Below are 19,060 nucleotides of genomic sequence, written 5' to 3'. Positions count from 1 at the left end.
CTGCTCCCCGGTCGGAAGCCGCTCCTCCGGACGCACCCGCCCCTCACACCGGCAGCAGCTGGAACCGCTCCCGCGCCGCCCCGCCGGCGACGAGGTCCGCGAGCAGCTCGCCCAGGACCGGACCGAACTTGAAGCCGTGCCCCGAGAACCCGGTCGCCAGAGTCACGCGGCCCACGCGGTCGAGCACGAAGTCCTCGTCGGGCGTGCTGTCGTAGAGGCAGCTGATCGGAGTGGCGCTCGCCGCGTCCACGCCCGGAATCCACTCCGCGACGTAGCCGACGAGGCGGGCGAGCGCTCCGGGCTCGGGCTTGAAGGTGCGCTCGTCCGGATCGACGACGACTCCGGTGCTGTGCTCGCCCACCTTCACCCCGACTCCGGGCGTCGCGAGCCCGTAGACGACGGGCAGGCCGGCGCGGTGGTGGGCGAAGCTCGGCCAGGAGTCGAGGGGCAGGTCCGTCGCGAAGTGCGCGGGCTGCTCCTGCGTGACGCGCAGCGGAGGGAGGCGTCGGCCGGCCGCGCGGATGAGGCCGTCCACGAGCGGAGGCGTCCAGGATCCGCCGGCCACGACGACCGCGTCGGCTTCGATGGCGCCGTCGGTGGTCAGCACGCGCACGTCGTCGGCGCGCTCCTCGATGCCCAGCACCCGCGTCTGCGTCCGGAGGACGGCGCCGCGTCCGAGGGCGGAGTCGAGCATCGCGTCGATCGCGGCCGCCGCGTCGAGGCGTCCGCCCTCGGGGTGCAGCAGGACGTCGGTCTCGAAGCGGAGTCCCGGCCAGCGCCGCTGCGCCTCGTCCGCCTCGATCCGCACCACGGGGATCCCGTCGCGCAGGAGGACAGCCTCGACGGCGGCCAGGACGGCGGGGTCGCCGTGGTCGATCGCGCCGACCGGGTGCAGCAGGCGGCGGCCGGTCTCGGCCTCGAGCCGTGCCCAGGCGCGCCCGGCCCGTCCGGTGAGGGCGCGGTAGTCGTCCTCGAGGTAGCCGCGGCGGAAGATGCGCGTCGCGCCGTGGGACGAGCCGCGGTCGTGGCCCCGCTCGAACTGCTCGACGAGCACCACGCGATCGCCGCGCTCGGTGAGGGCGCGGGCTGTCGCCGCTCCGACCAGGCCGGCTCCGACGACGACGACCTCACGGGTCACGGGGTCTCCCGGGAGGCGCGGCGCACGCCGAGCAGGACGACCAGGCGGAGGAACCCGACGAGTCCCATGCCGATTAGCGCGGCGATCAGCATCAGCACGGCGACACCGGCCACCCAGGTCGTGTCGCCCGTCACCGACTGCGCTGCGAACTCGGTGCAGAACAGCGCCAGTCCGGCGTAGCTCAGGATGAGGACGGTGATCGTCCCGGGGCGGCGGAGGCGCTGCGCGGGCGTCCGCCAGAGGGCGGGCGGCTCGAGCCAGCGGCGCAGCAGCCGGATCACGAGGGTGCCGACCAGGCCGAGGAAGCCGGCCGCGATCAGGATGATGCCCGCGCCGCCCAGCCCCGACGCCTCGACGCCGGCCAGCTCGAGGGCGATCCCGATCGCGACGCCGACGGCTCCTGCGCCGCCCGCGATCATCGCCGCCCACACTCCGAAGCCGCCGCGGAGGACGCTCTCGCGCTCGGCGCGGCTCGGGTCGGCGTCCCTCGGGCGCTGCTGGCGCGGCCGGATCGGCGCGGGGGGAGCCGACGACGGCGCTGCTGCCGGAGCGGCCGCGGCCTCGGACACGCCCCAGACCGGAGCGGCGTCCGGCGTCTGCGACTCGATCACGTTCTCGCGCACCGGCACGTAGCGCAGCGGCGCGTCGATCCGCACCTGCGGCCGCCCGCGCACGACGATGGTCGCCCCCAGGTCGGCCCCGCGCTCCAGCGCGACGGGTCCGAGGAGGAGCCCGACCGCCGGATCGATCCGCCACGCGTCCGACCGGGGAGCCGACCCGTACCACTCCGCCGACACGGCCCCGCCGAGATCGACCGAGATGGGCCGCCCGTCGCTGTAGCTCGTCACCGGCACGAGCGAGCGGCCGGAGTTGCGCACCCGCGCGCCCACCCGCCACCAGTCGTCCCCGGCGTGCGTCAGCCGCACCTCGACGTCGACCAGCGACGCCGGCATCGCCCGCCGCCGTCCGATGACCACCGCGACGACCGCGAGCCCGGCGATGACCAGCCCGCCGAGCAGGCCGACCACTCCGATGAAGATCTCCATGGGAGCAGTCAAGCAGGCGCGGGTCGACGACGCGGGCGCGACGAGGTGGCCTCCGGGAGGCTCGATCCCGGCCGTCGACGCTGTCGCTCCGCGCGGCCGCCCCCTGTTCCCGACCCTCCGCCCGACCGTCGAGCCCGGAGCGGGTCACTCCGCATACTGAGGAGGCGCGTCGCGTCGACCGCATCGCGGGTCTCATCGCAGGAGGGGTCGATCATGCGCCACTGGCCTACGTCCCCCGTGCGCCGGCGCCCTCGTCGACGGGCTGGTGCGATCCTCGCTCTGCTGGGGGCTGCGGCGCTCGCCGTCGCCGCCGTCGCGCTGTCGGACACGGCGGGAGGAGGCGGACCGGAGGCGGTGTCCTCCTCGGCCGGTGCTTCTGCGGCGTCGAGCAGTCCGGCTGCTCCCGCGCCGAGCAGCCCCTCTGCTCCCGCGCCGAGCAGCCCCTCGGCGGACGTCAAGCCGTCCGCTCCGGAAACGGAGCCGTCCGCTCCGTCCCTCGCGACGCTGGCCGCTCTCCCCTCGGTCGAAGGCCCCGCCGCCGTCCCCTACGACCGCGACCTCTTCGGACAGGCGTGGTCGGACGTCGACCGCAACGGCTGCGACACCCGCAACGACGTCCTCGGCCGCGACCTGCTCGCCCCTGTGTTCAAGCCCGGCACCCGCGACTGCAAGGTCCTCACCGGCACCCTGATCGACCCCTACGACGGCACCTCGGTCGCCTTCGTCTCCGGGACCGACACGTCCCGCCTCGTGCAGATCGACCACGTCGTCGCCCTCGGCTGGGCCTGGCACCACGGCGCCTGGTCGTGGACGGACGACCAGCGCCTCGCCTTCGCGAACGACCCCGCGAACCTCGTCGCCGCCTCCGAGCAGACCAACCGCGCGAAGAGCGACGCCGGCCCGGGGCAGTGGCTGCCTCCGGCCGCGGAGCTGCGTTGCGGGTACGTGGAGCAGTTCGTGGGGGTGCTCAGCGAGTACGGGCTGGCGGTCGGGGCGCAGGACCGGGAGGCGGCGGAAGCGGTGCTGGCCACGTGCTGACCCGCACTGATGCCATGCGATCGGAGATGCTCATCCGCTTTGCTCCACTATCTCGAGCGGCTCCATGGCCTTCGATTCGGATTCGGACTGGGGCGAACGGGACCCGTTCGATCGGTTGTCACCTCCCCCGCCGCTCCGCCGTCGCCTCTCCGCCCGCGCGGACCGCCTGACCGCAATCCTGCTGGTCGTCCTCCTGCTGGTCCTCGGCGTCGTCCTGTCCTTCTTCGTGCTGGTCGAGCAGCTGGCGATAGATCGGTGCGGGGGGAGCTCCGGGCGAATTCGACTACGGGCTCCTGAGCACGACGACCGTGCTCGTCCCCGGAGTCGTCGCCCTGACCTTCATCGTGACGGTCGTCGCACTCGTCCGGCCGAACACGTCGCGTCGGATCTGGTGGATCCCCGCGATCGGCACAGTGGCTGCCGTCCTCGTGTTCTTGCTCGCGTCGGGCCTGGTCTTCGTCGCGACGCACTGAGCACTTCGACTGCCCCTCGGTCAAGCCTGGACGTGGTGCGGGCGACAGATGTCGGTTGCGCAGACCAGAATGGCGGAGCTGAGAGGGGGCCCCGATGGCCGCGAGCGCATACGAGGACTTCGCCTTCGAATCGGATCTGCCGAGCGCCTGGAGCGGCGCGTTCCCCTGGCTGGAAGGGCATGCCACCGCCGACAGGGCGGAGCTCCGAGCAGCCCTGACCGGCCGGGACCTGGACGACCCGAGCGCCCGTTCCGCGATCGTCGAGCACATCCTCGAGTACCGCACCTCGTCGACCCTTCGCGAGCTCTTCCCGGCCGTGAGCGCCCGCGACGTTCCAGGCCAAGTGGAGAGCGTCCGCCTCCGCAACGTCTTGATCCGAGAGGACATCACCGATTTCGAGGCTCTCGCCCCCATGAGAGTGCGAGGCGTGATGGTGCTCCGAGGCATGGGGGCGCGCAGCGCGACCGAGCTGCTCGGCTGGGCCGTCGACGAGGCGATCCGCTCCAACAGCACGTCGCCGGCTCCTCCCGCCGTCTCCGCCGCGCTCACACGGCGTTCGCGTCAGGCGGCGGAGGCCACCCCGAGGACGAAGCTCCTGGACGCGGTGCAGGTCGCAGCGTCATGGCGACAGGCTCTCGGACAGGGAGAGGCCCCACTGCTCTCCGCATCGCGAGACCTCGGTGCTGCTCCCGCGGCCGTCGTCGAGGCATGGGCTCTGCTCGACGCGCTGACCTCGGACGAGTGGGTCGGCGACGGCTCGGGCTTCGCCTCCCTGCCCGAGCAGCTCGGCGTCCACCTCGCCGCCCTCGATGACCGTCAGCGGATGATCTTCCTCGGGCGCCATGTGGGCGGTCGCCGGGTGACCCTGGACCAATTGGGCGAGCGCCTCGGGGTGACGCGGGAGCGCGTCCGTCAGATCGAGGTCCGAGTGCGGGAAGCGACGTCGAGTTGGCTGGAGCGGGACGAGGGCCTGGCCTTCCGAGCCGCGGCAGTGAGGTCGCGGATCGGCGTCCTCTCGCACGTCGAACTCCTCGCCTCCGTCCCGGGACTCCTCGATCCCGTCGACGACGACGGGACGACAGCGCTGGCCGTTCTCGACGCGGTCGACGACGGATTCGAGGGAGACGGCGACTGGTTCGCCGTCCCCTCCCTCGGTGGCGCCCGGTCGGAGACGGAGGTCCGCTTCGCCGACCTCGCCGACCAGCACGGCGGTGCTTCCCACTCGGACGTGCTCGCGTCCTTCGCGGAGTGGACGGCGCTCTCTGAGAAGCGCGTCGTCGAGTGGATGACCGCGCTCGGTCACGTGAGGATCGGCGACGTGTGGGCGAGGACGCGCCGGGCGTCCATCGGAGATCTGACGGTGGCGCTCCTGAGTGTCGAGGGAGCACCGCGGTCGATCGAGTGGATCGAGGCCGCCTTCGAGGGGGAGCGGGAGCCTCGGTCGATCCGGAACGCGCTCGCGAACGACGATCGGCTCATCCGCGTCGGCCGCGGCGACTGGGGGCTCGTGGAATGGGGCGGTGAGGTCTACACAAGCATCAAGGACGCGATCGCAGCGGAGGTGGAGCGGAGCGACGGCGCCGTCGCACTCGACGCACTCCTCGAGGACCTCCCGGAGCGGCTGTCGGTGGCCGCGAGCAGCGTGCGCGGCTACGCGGCGGGCTGGCCCTTCGTCACCCGCGCCGGAGTGGTCCGCTTCGCGGAGCGGCGTGCCGCCGTCCGCAAGCGGCCTGGCCTGACGAAGAACCTCTACTTCCTCGACGACGAGAGGGTCGCCTTCCGGCTCGAGGTGACGGCCGAGCACCTCCGCGGGAGCGGCACGGTGCTGTCCTCAGGCGTGGCGCTCGCGCTCGGGCTCGCGCCCGGCGAGCGGAAGCGCTGGCACGGCGATGATTGGGGCGTCACTGTCACGTGGGAGGGGACTCAGCCGCAGATGGGGACCATCCGAGCCGCTCTCGCCACGATCGACAGCGCCGGCGGGGACGTCGTCCGGCTGGACTTCGCTGAAGATCGGGTGACCGTGACGGCAGTGGAGGACTCGGGGGACGTCACGGCGCTGACCGGTGTCTCGGCTGAGGATGATCGCGCTCTGGCCATCGCCGTCGGCCTCGATCGGAGCGCATCTGCCTCAGACGTCCTGTTCCGGTTGGAAGAGCGCGGCGAGGCCGATCTGGCCGCACTCCTTCGCGATCGAGCCGCCGACTGAAGCAGCCGGCGCGAGGTCGGCGTCAGTAGGCGTCGGCAGCGACGAGATCGTGCTCGGCGCTGCGGTCCAGCGCAGCGAGCGCTCGGGCCGCCTGCCTCTCGCTGGGCACGGTACCGGGGACGGCGAGGCGCTCGATCAGAGCGCGCTCGATGGGGCTGACGATGCCTCGCACGACTCCTTCACCGAGCACAGCCGCCCAGACCGCGGGATCGACGCGCAGAACCCGAGCAACCGACTCCACCACCGAACCACCTTCCGGTGTGGTCGCGCTGGGTGCTCCCGGTGCCGCGTGCGCAGCGCTGGTCAGCGTGAGCTCATCGACCAGCGCAGGAGGCAGAACCACCCGCTTCTTCTGCGCGGAGTCCCAGCAGGCGTTCTGCTTCGCCCACTGAGTCACGTTCTTCTGAGGCCGGTCCGGATCGGTGAGCACTGCATGCATGGCTCGAGAGATCCCCAGCAACGCCTCCTCGGTGATCGGACCAAGCGCCTGCTGACGCCACACTCGGTCGAAGTCGAATCGGTGGTCGGGCATCTTACGGCCCAGCTCGAAGGCGAACTTGGACATCGCGTAGGCGACGATGTTGGCGAGATATCCGCCCTCGTACCAGTCCGCCTTCATGACGGCCGCCCTCAGTCGGTTGTACATGATGACCTTGGCGATGCTCTGCCGGTAGTAGTCGTCGTTCACTGCATCGGCCGACTGCTCCCACAGGCGGTCGGTCGCCACCGCATACGCCATGAAGTTGCTCTGCGCACCCCGGCTGACCTCGTGAGGCTTCTGCTCCCAGGAGAAGGCGAACTTCGCCCAGTCCGTCTTCGTGATGACCTGGCTCTTCGGGAACTCGAGTTCGAAGCGCCGCTGCTCTGCAGGCGTCCGCGCGTTCCTCGTGTTCTCGTACTGACCGCGGGTCCTCTCGTAGAACCAGCCGGTGCCGAACTGCACCCCGTCTCGGGCGGGCGCCTTGACGCGCAGGCTGATCTGCTCGAGTCGCACATGGAAGGGGCTGTTCGAGAAGAAGTCGGCTTCACTCACCTTGTTCTGGCTGTTCGCGTAGCGGGACACCTTGGCGACCAGATCCGCCGCCTGAGCCGGAGCCACCGTCACCAGCTTCATCTGGACGAAGACGCCCTCCAGGGAGCGGTCCTTCGCCAGCCGGACGAAGTGCGCGAGAGACGACGTCGTCTGTCCTCCGTTGACGATCTGCCAGTTGTCGATCGAGGTGATGAAGCTGGCGCCGTCCCGCTGCTCGACCGTCACCCCCGTGGCGGTCGTCGTGAGGCCGTTGTTGTAGGCAAGGAACATGTCGGGCTCCTCAGCGAGAGTCGACTGGATTCCCTTGTTGACCTTCCCGCGTGCGCTGAGGAAGGTCCTGACGTTCGACTCGAGCAGCTGGCTACCGTAGCGCTGGAAGGCATCAGCCAGGAGCCGCCCAGGAAGAACCGCGAGATAGCTCGTCGCGGCGGCGCCGTTCTCCGCGCCGATGAGGCAGGGGAGGCCTTCCGGCATCCACTCCGTGAGGTCGACCCGGATGTCATCGCGGCCACTCTCGGAGGCAGCCAGCTCCTCGAATCGCCGGAGGTCCCAGATGGAGTACGACGCGGGCTTGCCGGCGACGACTTCATCCTCGATGGTGGTGACCCGGGAGCTGAGCGTGGCATCGGTGACGAGGATGAACTTCAGACGGTTGAACTTCGCCAGATTCTCGCGGAAGTAGATCGCGTACTCCGCTTCGCGGGAGCTGGGCTCGAGGTTCTCGGAGAGCCAGCCGTCCACCGAATGCTCGAGATACGCCTCGCCGGCGCCGAAGATCTTGCGTGCCTCCGTCTTCGTGAGGATCGAGCCTGGAGAGTCGTAGTAAGCACCGACGATGACGACGAGCGAGTCGTCTGCGGTGTCCTCGGCGTATCCGAGGATCTCCAGCTTCTTCGATCGCCGCCCGGAGCAGCGAAGAGGCTCGACTGTCGCATCGAAGACGACTTCCGCCTCCTGGAGACGGGCCACCAGCTCCTCGCCGAAAGCCTGGACGGCGAAGGAGGAGGAGCCTTCCGCTCTGATGGCGATGCGCTCACGAAGCGCTTCCTCGAAGGTCATTGATTGTGCTCCGGTTCGTGCTCAGTGCAGTCGAAGACTGCTCGCGTAGTCGGCGAGCGACGCGATGTTCAAACGGTAGGTGACGCTCGTCACCGCGGCCGGAACCGAGACGGCGCGCACGCGCGGGAACTCGTCCACGACATCGAAAGCCAGGATGTCCCCGATCCGGAACCACCAGTCGGCGTAGTAGCTGTCCTCCCGGTCGAAGCCGAGAGCGTGGACGGCATCGATCCAGAGCTTCCTGGAGCCCGGGTCGTGATCGGCCTCGGCCGCCAGGGCATCGAAGAGCTGGAGCAGGTTGCGAGCCTCCTGGTCCGATGCGTCGGATCTCTCCATGGGCAGGACTGCCAGCTGCAGCGTCGCGTTGGCAGGTTCCAGCTGCTGCAGGCTCGAGATCGTCACCTCCATGGACGGCCGGTGGGCTGACTTCACCTCGACGCAGTGCCCCGAGGGGAAGATGAAGTCCTTGCTGTTGCCGAAGGGGCCGCTCCAGTCCCGGAGGGCAGTGGACGGCGTCTTCACCGCGGTGAGGATCATCTCGAGGATCGTCAGCTCGGCCATCAGCCCTCGCAGTGCGTCCTCCCCAAGTCGACCGCGCGGCTTCGCGAGGAAGTCCCGGAACGCCTCGAGACTGCGTGCGAACGCCTCCACGCTCGCCTCCGCGCCGTCGACCCGCTGGCTCTCTTCGAGGAGGTACCGGCAGAGCACGAGGAAGGCCGGATCGAGTTCCGGCTCGAGGGAGGTGATCCGCAAATATGTGAGTCCTGTCTGAGGGGTCTGCGAGACCTGGACTGAGAAGCCACGCCCCCCGTCGATGAAGTAATCGAGCGTTGACGGAAGCTCAAGCACGAGAGCCGGATGCCGCTGACTGTTCTGGACGAAGACGCGAAGCCACAGATGACGAAGCCGGACGACCTGGCCGTCCTCCCCGCGAAGGACGGTGGCGAAGGCCTCTTCAAGCTTCACGCGGCTCCCTCATCTGATTCCTCGTCTGCCGACTGCATATTGAGATTCATGCGCGCGTACACCGTGTTCGCTACGAATCGGGACACCCGGCCCTTCTTGCTTCCCGCCCGCTCTTCATCGTCGGAGGAGACCGGGAATGCCACCACGACGGCGACCAGCGGTTCATCCGCTCGTATCTTCGGCCGCTTGTCGTCTTTCACCACGGCGCCATGCACCTCTTCGGCTCTCGCGTCGGTGAATGTCTGAGTGATCACGCTGTATACGAGAAGCAGGGGACGCTCCAACGCATGGCGGATGATGGTGGGCTCCGAGAGTCGCTCGCCAGCACCTAGACCGGCCTCGAGCTCGCGGATGACGTCCTGATTCATCGCATTCTTGATGTCGGATCCTGCTGCAACGCGTCGATTTCCAAAACGCAGTGACTTCCCCGAGCTCGCCTCCACTCCGGTCCGGAGGCTGGTCTTCGGATCACCCGGAAGTCCGAGCGCGCTCGACTGATCCCCGGAGCCCGTGACGAATCCGACATCCCAGCTCTCCGCGTTCACCGCATCAGCGAGGTGCGCGGCCAGTTGTGCCTTGTCGCTCTTGGTTGTGCGACCGAAGAATGTCTCGGTGTCATGACCTCTAAATTGCGCGAAGAAGCGCGCGACAACTTCTGCGGGCACGCTTTCCCACAGGAGTGACCCGCGATTCGCGGCCGGGCCCTCCAGGGTCTTCAAGGTCTCCACCAGAGCAACTCCTGCTTTCAAGTTCCGGTCAAGGTCCCCAGTCTCTGAAGACAGTACATACGATTCGAAGAAAGCTCCATTAATATCCACCTCGCCTTCGATTTGCAAAGCATTCTTCTGCTTGTTCGCGGCTGTGATCAGGAATGCCTCGGGGTGCCTGCGCATCTTCAATCCGAACTGCTGCGGCGTCATCTTCAGGGAGTTCATCAGGCGGAGGGACCCGCGCAGATCGTCCGAGACATCTGCGACGTACTTGAAGAGATCCACGACGGCAGAGTCGATCCACACTCGAACGAGGTCCTCGTAGCCCGGTCGGTAGCCGAACCACCGCCCCATCTGCAGCAAGGTATCCGCGGCTGCTGCCTTCCTGACGAAGTAGCTCACCTGCAGTCCGTCGAGCGTGAGGCCCCGCGCGAGGACATCGCCTCCGACGAAGATCGTTGGCAGTCGTGATTCGGCCTCACGGTCCTCCCGTGACATCTCGCTCAAGCGCTTGTTGCGAGGGCCCATCGTCCCGCTGTTCACCAGGACGACGGTGATCTCGGCTGCAATGTCGAGGAGGTGCGGTCGCAGGTCAGTCCACGACGCTGTTCCCGGATACTCCTCCTCGAAGACGTCTTCGAGTACTGAGGCTGAGGACCTGCCATCTGCCAGCTCGTCCTCCGGCAACGCATACTCCGCGAGCACTGCTCGCGTGACCTCGTCGAGGAAGTGCTTGACCTGCGTGGTCACGTTCTCCTGCACATCGTTGAATCGGGAGACGTTGATCATCATCGACGCAGGACGAGTCTCGCCGTCTCGTACCCGCCGAATCGCAGTACCCACGAGGAAGGTGCTCACTGCCCTGACCATGCTGGTCGGCAACTCCTCCAGCTGTGCCGTCCGCTTGTGACTGAAGGGAAGGACTTCGAGGCAGTCCTGCACGTCGGTCCGGATGCGCCTCGGCACTCCCGGGGCGGTCTCCCGACCGAAATAGGACTCCACTCCGGTGTAGTTCGAGGGACTCTCGAGAGCCTGGATGAAGTCGCGGGGGAAGAGGTCCTCGTCGACCGAGTCGTCGATGAGCACATTCGCGAATGGAGTCGCCGTGATGGCCAGGTACGAGCTTCGACTGGAAGTGGCGAGAAGGCGGCGGATCACCTTGTTCACCGCTGCCGCGTCGTCCTCCGTCTTCGTGTTCACGGAGGCCCAGTCGGCCTCATCGTCCAGCACGACCAACGGAGCGTTCAGCTTCCCGTTCTGAGCCTGGCCGACGAGGTAGTTGGCTAGGTTCGCGAGGACTCTCGCGTTCTTCTTGACGACGAAGATCGTCGGAGTATCCCCCTCGAGGGCGACGACACCGGCGTTCTTGCTGGCGGCGCTGAAATCGGAGCGCGTCGTGGTGAGGATGTTGCTCTGGATCGTGGAGTCGATCTTCCCGACGCCGATGCGCATGTTCGCGTAGCGGGAGTCGATGTTGTCCGCGATGTAGACGGAGTCGACACCGGTCATGTCCTTGTCGAGTCGCTGCTGGGTCTGACGTCGGAGTTCCTCCGTGTGCCCGCCGATCACGACGATGATCTTGTATCCGTAGTCGATCGCCTTGTTCAAAATGCCGAGGTAGCTGGCGGTCTTGCCTGACTGCACCTCTCCAATCACGAGCCCGCGTCGAGCCCACTCGCCGTGGATCTTCGGATCGCCCATGCTTTCGAGGACAGTATCCGTCAATTCGTCGAGCTTTTGGATGACATTCGGGCTCCACTCGCGATTGACGAGGAGCTGTCGGTAGGCATTCCACCGCTTGGTGTCCGTCGTGGCTCTTCGTTCGGCGAGCCATTCCTTGAACGTCGCCGGGTCGACGACGATCGGAATGAGATCGATCACGACCTTTCCCACCTCAGTCACCCGAGCAACCACATCGTCGACATCTATCGCGCCGAGCTGGGGTGCGAGAATCGGGGCGAGCAGGCGCGCCTTCGTCTCGAGATCGTCCAGCGGAATCGACCGGTCGTTCAACAGCGTCATGTTGAGAGCGTCGAGCAGGATCTTCTTCTGTGTTTCGATTGCCGTGCTCGTCATGCGCTTGCGCTCCATACCTGCTTGATGAGTCCGTCGAGGTCCTCGACGCGATCGAATGGCTCGGTGGCCCGGAGTACCGACGCGACCTGCGCCGGGGAGAAGCTGCCGAAGCCGCCCGAGCGTCGAAGTGCGGAGAGCTGCTCCAGCACCTCCGTCGTGGTGACTGACGGTGCAGAGCTGGTCTGGCCCTTCGCCGCCTCGATGTAGAGGTCCGCGGTAGGAAAGGTCTGTCCGAGGTCAGCGAGCAGTCGGCCGAGCTGTCGTCGCTGCTCGTCTGTCAGCGTCTCCTGCAGCGCGCTGACAAGTGGATGGTCGGCGTTGATCTGGTAACGGTAGCCGTCGCGCTCGGTCACTTTCTCCCACATCCTGGCGACAGTGTCCCCTGTTGCGCGTCGACCTCGGAAGGTGTGAACCCGCTTGCTCTTCCCGATGACCTGGTCCATCACCCGGCGGAAGTGGGTCCGGAAGGCCTGAGGAGGTTCGGCTCGGGACTTCTTGATGTCCAGCTGCCAGAGGTGATCGACGGTGTTGGGGATGTCGACCATCACGCGCGATTGCTTCGACAGCTCCTCGCGCCGGGACAGCCCGAACCAGTGACCGTAGGAGATCAGCCGGCGGTTGCGATAGATGTAGAAGCCCTGGCGCTCTCGCATGCCTGCACCGAGATCCCAGCGCTCGCGCTCCTTCTTCGAGAGTGCGGAGGCGTGGGGGAGGGTGTACGCCTGGAACTCAATCCGCTGCCCCTCGATGGTCAGAGGCTCCCGATAGGACTCCTGCGTCCGAGGGTTTCTCGAGAGGAAGGGGTCCAGGGCGGGCACATCGATGCCATTCACGGTGATGACGAGCGGATTCCGCGTGCCGTCATCCAGGAAGCGATGGAACGTGAGCGAGAGGTGACCCCTGAGATCCTGGAGGCGCTCAGCCATCACGACGTCGGGGCGCGCCGCTGCGCCCAGCATGTAGTCGAGCTCTTGCCAGACCACCAGTGTGCCGGCGCTCCGAGAAAGCAGGGAATCAGCGCGGGGCAGTGCCTCGTACTCGTTCTCGCCGAGAATGCTGAGTGACCATTGCCCTGTGGTGAGCACGTGATCGATGTCCCATTGGAGGGCGGTCGTCTCGCCGTTCTTGCGGGTGAGAACCGTCAGTCGCCTCGCCTGGGAGAGCGATGCGGTCTTCAGGCCTAGACCGAAGCGTCCGAGGTCGGAGCCGGCGCGTGTCGTCGTCCGCGCGCTTCCCGCGAGCTGCAGCGCGGTGCGCGCCTCTTCTGGGCTCATTCCTATGCCGTCGTCGAGAACGGTAAGGAATGAGGAATCGATCGGATCTCCAGTGATCTCGACTCTCCGCGCATCAGCGCTGATGCTGTTGTCGACGAGATCGGCGATGGCCGCTTGAAACGAGTAGCCGACAGACCGCATCGACTCGAGAAGCTCCACGCCGGGAACCAGGATCTCGTGCTCCAAGCCGCCCCCTTGATGAACCTCAGCACAGCCTACGTGGCACGAGGACCTCCCTTGTGCATGGGCAGTGCTGTCCGTGAGCACTTCCTCTCACCGGAGGACCGACTGCCGTGGAGAAGCGGTGCTGCGTCGGCCTCCTCGGCCGTCCACGAGGTAAGCTGCTTCTGCCCCTCGGGCGCTGGACGAGATCGTCGAGCGCGCGTCCGATCGGGCGTGCTCAGGAGTGGGATCGGGCGCATCGGCTGATGTCGGTGGCCGGATGCACACTGACGCGGGGCGGAACGAGAGGCAGCACGTGGAATTCAGGATGGGTGAGCTCTTCTGCGGGCCGGGCGGCATGGCGCTGGGCGCGCACCGTGCGGCGCAGGAGCTCGGAATTGAGCTCCAGCACGCGTGGGCGAACGACTACGACGCCGACACGTGCGCGACCTACCGGTCGAACATCCCCGGCGCGACGGCTGAGTCCGTGATCCATGCCGACGTCCGTGTCCTCGAGACCGCTTCGCTCGCTCCGATCGACGGCTTCGCCTTCGGCTTCCCCTGCAACGACTTCAGCCGGGTGGGCGAGCGCAAGGGGATGATGGGGCGCTTCGGGCCGCTGTACAAGTACGGCGTGAACGTGCTGAACGAGCACTCCCCGTCCTGGTTCGTCGCTGAGAACGTCGGCGATCTGAAGGGGGCCAACGACGGCCACTCCTTCCGTCAGATCCTCCGCGAGCTGGAGCGGGCGGGGGACCAGGGCGGGTACGTCCTCACCCCCCACCTCTACAAGTTCGAGCAGTACGGGCTCCCGCAGCGCCGTCACCGCATCCTCATTGTCGGCATCCGGAAGGACCTCGACGTGCAGTTCCAGATCCCCGCCACGGAGCCGTACGCGCACATCGACAACTCGGCTGGCAATCGGCTCGAGAACCCTCCGATCGGGCCGCTCGTTACGCAGAACGAGCTGGCGAAGCAGAAGCCTTGGGTCATCGAGCGGCTCACGCACATCAAGCCCGGGCAGAGTGCTTTCACCGCAGAGCTGCCGGAGCACCTGCGCCTGAATGTCACCGGAGCGACGATCAGCCAGATCTACAAGCGGCTGGAGCGAGACAAGCCCTCGTACACCGTGACGGGCTCCGGTGGAGGGGGGACGCACGTCTACCACTGGGATGAGCCGCGCGCGCTGACCAACCGCGAGCGGGCCAGGCTGCAGACGTTCCCGGACGAGTACGAATTCGTCGGAGGCCGCGACAGCGTCCGTCGTCAGATCGGCATGGCGGTCCCCGTGGAGGGAGCCGAGGTCGTCTTCTCGTCCCTCTTCAAGTCCTTCCTCGGAATCGACTACGAGACGATGCAGACCAATCTCCCGCGCTCGGTGGCGACCGTGATCAGGACGCCAGCAGGCAGGTAGTGCGCGGGTGAGCAGGGGGAAGGCGCCGGAGTCCTGGGCGTCCTCCGATAGCGCTCGCCGCACGATGCGCGGCAATAAGCGAAAGGACACCGCGCCTGAGCTGGCTGTCCGCCGCCGGCTGCATGCTCTGGGGCTGCGCTATCGGGTCGACTACGGGCCTGTGCGCGGCCTCCGCAGGCGGGCGGACATCGTCTTCACCCGCCGCCGCATCGCAGTCTTCATCGACGGTTGCTTCTGGCATAGCTGTCCCCTCCACGCAACGCATCCGAAGCAGAATTCGCAGTACTGGTCGCCCAAGCTCGCCACGAATGCCGAGCGCGACCGGGACACCGACGCCCGGCTCCGCGGGGAGGGCTGGCAGGTGCTCCGGTACTGGGAGCACGAGGACCCGGACGCCATCGCAGCCGATATCGCCGCATGCTGGAATCGCAGCGCAACGCCGACTGCTGGAAGGAGCGGCCCTAGTTCAACTTGAACGTCGAGATCAGGACCTCGATCAGCTCCCGGGCGGTCCGCTCGTCGAGCTGGAAGGTCTGGCTGCTCTTGGGCCCGGAAGCGCGGTTGTCCGATCCGAATGTCGAGAGGTGGATGTACGGAGTGCCGTCCTCCGCCGTGATTGCCTGATAGGTGCAGTCGACCTCGGTCTGGTGGACAGTGACGCGTTGCGTGCCGGGGTGCAGAGACCTGATCCGTGCCATGGCGGAGACTTCTTCCTGATAGTGCTGAGCTCGACGTGATCAGGATGTCATCGAATACTCCAGTACCTTCTCCTCTTCGACCGAGTACTCGATCGGTGGCGACGCCCTGCGAGACCGCGTTGCAGCGCACTTTGACGCCCCACCCACCCCCGTGTTAGCGTCGCTCTCGGACATGTGACTGGTCGTGCAGGCAGGATCCGACGAAACGCGTAATGAGCGTCGTCGGATCCTTTTTTTGTGCCCGGACGCCTCCTGACGCTCCGCCGGAGCACCGATGACGGTGCCGGAGGGGGCGGGGACGGCGACGGACGGCCGGGCAGCACAGCGCAGGGAAGCGCGCGTCCCCACACACCCGGAGGAGTACCGATGAGTACCCAGGAGAGCGCGAAGGCGATCCTCGAGCACGTCGGCGGCGCCGCCAACGTGGCGAAGCTGCAGCACTGCTCGACCCGTCTGCGGTTCGCGCTGGCGGACGACGCGAAGGCCGACGTCGAGGCGCTGAAGGCGGTGCCCGGCGTGATCGGCGTCGTCACCGGCCCTCAAACGCAGGTCATCGTCGGCAGCGGCGTCAGCGAGATGTACGCGGCGGTCGAGAAGCTGCGCGGCGGCACCACCGCATCCGCAGAGCAGGCGAAGCAGCCGCGATCCCTCAAGCGCCTCGGCGCGACGATCATGGACTTCGTGGTCAGCGTGTTCACGCCGATCATCCCGGCCATCGCGGGCGCCGGCATCTTCAAGTCGTTCCTCGTCCTCGCCTCGGCGCTGGGCTGGCTCGACCCGGCCTCCGACAACTTCAAGCTGCTGTCCGCCATCCCGGACGCGGTGTTCGGCCTCCTGCCGTTGCTCGTCGCCTACACGAGCGCGAAGAAGCTCGACGTGAACCGGCCGCTCGCGCTCGGGCTCGTCGGCGTCCTGGTCTTCCCGGCGTTCACGACGCTGCTCAACCAGGAGGGCGGCGTCGCGCTCTTCGGCATCCCGGTGCCGGTCATCGCCTACAACGCCCAGGTGTTCCCGGCGATCCTGGCCGTGCTGCTGCTCTCGGTCGTCGAGCGCTTCTTCACGAAGCACTCGTGGGGTCCGATCCGCACGTTCTACGTGCCGCTGATGTGCCTCGTGATCGTCGCTCCGGCCACGATCTTCCTGCTCGGCCCCCTCGGCTACTGGCTCGGCTCCATGCTCACCGGCGCGATGATCGGCCTCTACGGGGCGCTCGGCTGGGTGGCCGTCGCGCTGCTGGCCGGCGTGCTCCCGCTGATCATCTCGGTCGGCATGCACAAGGCGTTCATCCCGCCGACCATCGCGACGATGGCCAGCGCGGGCAAGGACACCTTCTACCTCGCCTCCTCGCTCGCCCACAACGCGGCGGAGGCCGGCTCCAGCCTCGCGATCGCCCTGCGCACCAAGAGCGCGACCCTCCGCGCCACCGCCTTCTCGGGCGGCCTCTCGGCCCTCTTCGGGATCACCGAGCCGGCGCTCTACGGCGTCACGCTGCAGAACAAGCGCGCCCTCGTCTCCGTCATCACGGGCAGCGTCGTCGGAGGCGCCTACATCGGCGCCACGCAGGTCGCCGCGTTCGCGCTGGTCAGCCCCGGCGTCGCCAGCATCTCGATGTTCATCGACGGGCTGAACCCCTGGAACCTGCTCAACGCCGTGATCGGCCTGCTGATCTCGGTCGCCGTCTCGTTCGTCGTCTCCTTCGTCATCTGGCGCGACGACGCCTCCGCCAGCGTCCAGGCGCTCGGCGACGTGGCGGCCGACGCCGGGAGCCCGCTCGCGCTGCAGGCGCCGCTCACCGGCTCCGTCATCCCCCTCTCGGAGGTGCCGGACCCCGTGTTCTCGGCCGGCGTGCTCGGCGAGGGGCTGGCGATCCGCCCCACCGACGGAGCCGTCCGGGCGCCGTTCGCGGGCGAGGTCATCGCGCTGCTCTCCTCCCGCCACGCCGTGGGGCTGCGCCGCGCGGACGGCGTCGAGGTGCTCATCCACGTCGGCATCGACACGGTGCAGCTGGACGGCGCGCCGTTCGAGGCGCACGTCGCGGTCGGCGACCGGGTCGAGGCCGGGCAGCTGCTCCTCACCGCCGACCTGGCCGCGATCACCGCGGCCGGCTACGACACCACGACCCCGGTGCTCGTGACCAACTCCGCCGAGTACACCGTGCTCGTCGAGGCCGCCGAGCGGATCACCGCCGGCGACCGGATCATGACCGTGACGCAGAAAGAGAAGGAGCTCGCCGATGGCGCTTCCTGACGGATTCCGATGGGGCGGCGCCCTCGCCGCCAACCAGGTCGAGGGCGCGTGGCGCGAGGGCGGGCGCGGCCCGGCGGTCAGCGACGTCGCCTCCTACAAGCCGAAGGCGGACCCGAAGGAGTACGCGATCCACCACCGCAACACGGTGGAGAGCATCACGGCGGCGATGGCCGACGACGACACCGAGTACTACCCCAAGCGCCGCGGCATCGACTTCTACCACCGCTACCCCGGCGACCTCGCGCTGTTCGCCGAGATGGGCTTCACCACCCTCCGCGTCTCGATCGCCTGGACCCGCCTCTACCCGACGGGGGAGGAGGCGGAGCCGCTCGAGGAGGGCATCGCCTACTACCTCGCCCTCTTCACCGAGATGCGGCGCCTCGGGATCGAGCCGCTGGTCACGCTCTCGCACTACGACCCTCCGCTCGCGCTCGCGCTGAAGCACAACGGCTGGGTCGACCGCCGCACGATCGGGCTGTTCGAGCGCTTCGCCCGGACCTGCTTCGAGCGCTTCGGCCACCTCGTCGACATGTGGCTGACCTTCAACGAGATCGACGGCATCATCCGCCACCCGTTCACCTCGGGCGGGATCATCGAGGAGACCGTCGAGGGCAGCGTGGAGCAGGCCTGCTACACGGCCCTGCACCACCAGTTCGTCGCCTCCGCCTCGGTCACGAGGACGCTGAAGGAGCTGTGGCCCGCGTCGCGGATGGGCTGCATGCTCACGATGCTGACCACCTACCCCAACACCTGCCACCCCGACGACGTCGCGGCGACGCAGGCGAAGGAGCGGATGCTCTACCTCTGCACCGACGTCCAGGCGGGCGGCGCCTACCCGCGCCTGGCGCTGCGGGCGCTCGAGAGCCGCGGAGTCGAGATCCCGTTCGAGGCGGGCGACGTCGAGCTGCTGCGCGAGCACCCCGTCGACTTCATCTCGTTCAGCTACTACATGTCGATGACGGAGTCCGTGCGCCCCGACGCCGAGCGCACCCCCGGCAACACGGTCCTCGGCGTCAAGAACCCGTTCCTCGAGTCGAGCGAGTGGGGCTGGCAGATCGACCCCGTCGGGCTGCGGATCTCGCTGATCGACCTCTACGACCGCTACGGCAAGCCGCTGTTCATCGTCGAGAACGGGCTCGGGATGCGCGACGAGCTGACCGAGGACGGCCGGGTCCACGACCCGTACCGGATCGACTACTTCCGCGCGCACTTCGAGCAGATGATCCAGGCGGTGGACGAGGGCGTGGAGCTGCTCGGCTACGTGAGCTGGGCGCCGATCGACCTGATCAGCGCCTCCAGCTCGCAGATCTCGAAGCGCTACGGGTTCGTCTACGTCGACATGGACGACCTCGGCCACGGCAGCACCGAGCGCTACCGGAAGGACTCGTTCTTCTGGTACCAGAAGGTCATCGCCTCCAACGGCGCGGATCTGGGATGATCCTCCTCTGCCCGGAGGCGCCGTCCGGCTCTCCGGGCAGAGGCCCCGCCACCCCCACCCCAGCCCTGACGCGGCCGTCGAC

14 protein-coding genes are annotated in these 19,060 nt (G+C 67.9%); 7 read left to right on the top strand and 7 right to left on the bottom strand.

What is annotated here, in order from left to right; genetic code table 11:
- Positions 1–43 precede the first annotated feature (43 nt).
- A complete protein-coding gene (locus C5B95_RS17795; protein ID WP_104348441.1) occupies positions 44–1,138 on the bottom strand; it encodes an FAD-dependent oxidoreductase in 1,095 nt (364 codons plus the stop codon).
- The gene (locus C5B95_RS17790) at positions 1,135–2,184 is read right to left on the bottom strand and encodes a hypothetical protein (protein WP_104348440.1); all 1,050 of its coding nucleotides are present in this window, start codon (positions 2,182–2,184) and stop codon (positions 1,135–1,137) included. Before C5B95_RS17790 ends, C5B95_RS17795 begins: the two co-directional genes overlap by 4 nt.
- Before the next feature lie 213 nt (positions 2,185–2,397).
- On the opposite strand from C5B95_RS17790, the gene C5B95_RS03090 reads away from it, so the two are divergent.
- The 3 genes from C5B95_RS03090 to C5B95_RS03085 all read left to right on the top strand — a co-directional run bounded on the left by C5B95_RS03090 (position 2,398) and on the right by C5B95_RS03085 (position 5,901).
- Entirely contained in the window at positions 2,398–3,222 is an 825-nt protein-coding gene (locus C5B95_RS03090) for an HNH endonuclease family protein (protein WP_104348439.1), read from the top strand.
- A gap of 308 nt (positions 3,223–3,530) precedes the next feature.
- Positions 3,531–3,695 (top strand): hypothetical protein, encoded by a 165-nt coding sequence (locus tag C5B95_RS17350; protein WP_181067981.1) that lies wholly within the window; start codon positions 3,531–3,533, stop codon positions 3,693–3,695.
- 94 nt (positions 3,696–3,789) lie between these two features.
- Positions 3,790–5,901, top strand: a complete 2,112-nt coding sequence (locus C5B95_RS03085) for a sigma factor-like helix-turn-helix DNA-binding protein (protein WP_104309381.1) — start codon at positions 3,790–3,792, stop codon at positions 5,899–5,901.
- A gap of 22 nt (positions 5,902–5,923) precedes the next feature.
- Here C5B95_RS03085 and C5B95_RS03080 read toward each other — a convergent pair whose 3' ends face one another.
- Genes C5B95_RS03080 through C5B95_RS03065 form a run of 4 tightly spaced genes read right to left on the bottom strand, consistent with a single transcriptional unit; the run spans position 5,924 to position 13,205 of the window.
- Positions 5,924–7,993 carry an AIPR family protein gene (locus C5B95_RS03080; RefSeq protein WP_104348438.1) on the bottom strand — a complete coding sequence of 690 codons (2,070 nt, stop codon included), beginning with the start codon at positions 7,991–7,993 and terminating at the stop codon, positions 5,924–5,926.
- Positions 7,994–8,014: 21 nt separating this feature from the next.
- Complete coding sequence (locus C5B95_RS03075) at positions 8,015–8,959, bottom strand: PD-(D/E)XK motif protein (protein ID WP_104309383.1); 945 nt, start codon at positions 8,957–8,959, stop codon at positions 8,015–8,017.
- Positions 8,956–11,745 (bottom strand): Z1 domain-containing protein, encoded by a 2,790-nt coding sequence (locus tag C5B95_RS03070; protein WP_181067980.1) that lies wholly within the window; start codon positions 11,743–11,745, stop codon positions 8,956–8,958. The genes C5B95_RS03075 and C5B95_RS03070 overlap by 4 nt, the downstream gene beginning before the upstream one ends.
- Positions 11,742–13,205, bottom strand: a complete 1,464-nt coding sequence (locus tag C5B95_RS03065; protein WP_104348436.1) for an ATP-binding protein — start codon at positions 13,203–13,205, stop codon at positions 11,742–11,744. Before C5B95_RS03065 ends, C5B95_RS03070 begins: the two co-directional genes overlap by 4 nt.
- A 304-nt stretch (positions 13,206–13,509) precedes the next feature.
- On the opposite strand from C5B95_RS03065, the gene C5B95_RS03060 reads away from it, so the two are divergent.
- On the top strand, positions 13,510–14,595 hold the full coding sequence (locus C5B95_RS03060) for a DNA cytosine methyltransferase (RefSeq protein ID WP_258059760.1): 1,086 nt from the start codon (positions 13,510–13,512) through the stop codon (positions 14,593–14,595).
- Positions 14,596–14,602: 7 nt separating this feature from the next.
- Positions 14,603–15,070: a very short patch repair endonuclease gene (locus C5B95_RS03055; RefSeq protein ID WP_258059759.1), complete on the top strand. Its 468-nt coding sequence runs from the start codon at positions 14,603–14,605 to the stop codon at positions 15,068–15,070.
- Here C5B95_RS03055 and C5B95_RS03050 read toward each other — a convergent pair.
- Positions 15,057–15,293 (bottom strand): hypothetical protein, encoded by a 237-nt coding sequence (locus C5B95_RS03050; protein ID WP_104266685.1) that lies wholly within the window; start codon positions 15,291–15,293, stop codon positions 15,057–15,059. The two genes, C5B95_RS03055 and C5B95_RS03050, sit on opposite strands and share 14 nt — an antisense overlap.
- 366 nt (positions 15,294–15,659) lie before the next feature.
- Here C5B95_RS03050 and C5B95_RS03045 point away from each other — a divergent pair, with 366 nt between their 5' ends.
- The gene (locus tag C5B95_RS03045) at positions 15,660–17,540 is read left to right on the top strand and encodes a beta-glucoside-specific PTS transporter subunit IIABC (RefSeq protein ID WP_104348434.1); all 1,881 of its coding nucleotides are present in this window, start codon (positions 15,660–15,662) and stop codon (positions 17,538–17,540) included.
- On the top strand, positions 17,527–18,978 hold the full coding sequence (locus tag C5B95_RS03040) for a glycoside hydrolase family 1 protein (RefSeq protein WP_104348433.1): 1,452 nt from the start codon (positions 17,527–17,529) through the stop codon (positions 18,976–18,978). Before C5B95_RS03045 ends, C5B95_RS03040 begins: the two co-directional genes overlap by 14 nt.
- The last annotated feature ends 82 nt before the right edge of the window (positions 18,979–19,060 follow it).

Origin of the sequence: Rathayibacter sp. AY1A7, assembly GCF_002930845.1 — a bacterium.
In the GTDB taxonomy this organism is placed as follows: Bacteria; Actinomycetota; Actinomycetes; order Actinomycetales; family Microbacteriaceae; genus Rathayibacter.
The sequence above is the reverse complement of the archived record's forward strand: the minus strand, read 5'-3'. Positions and strand labels throughout refer to the sequence as shown.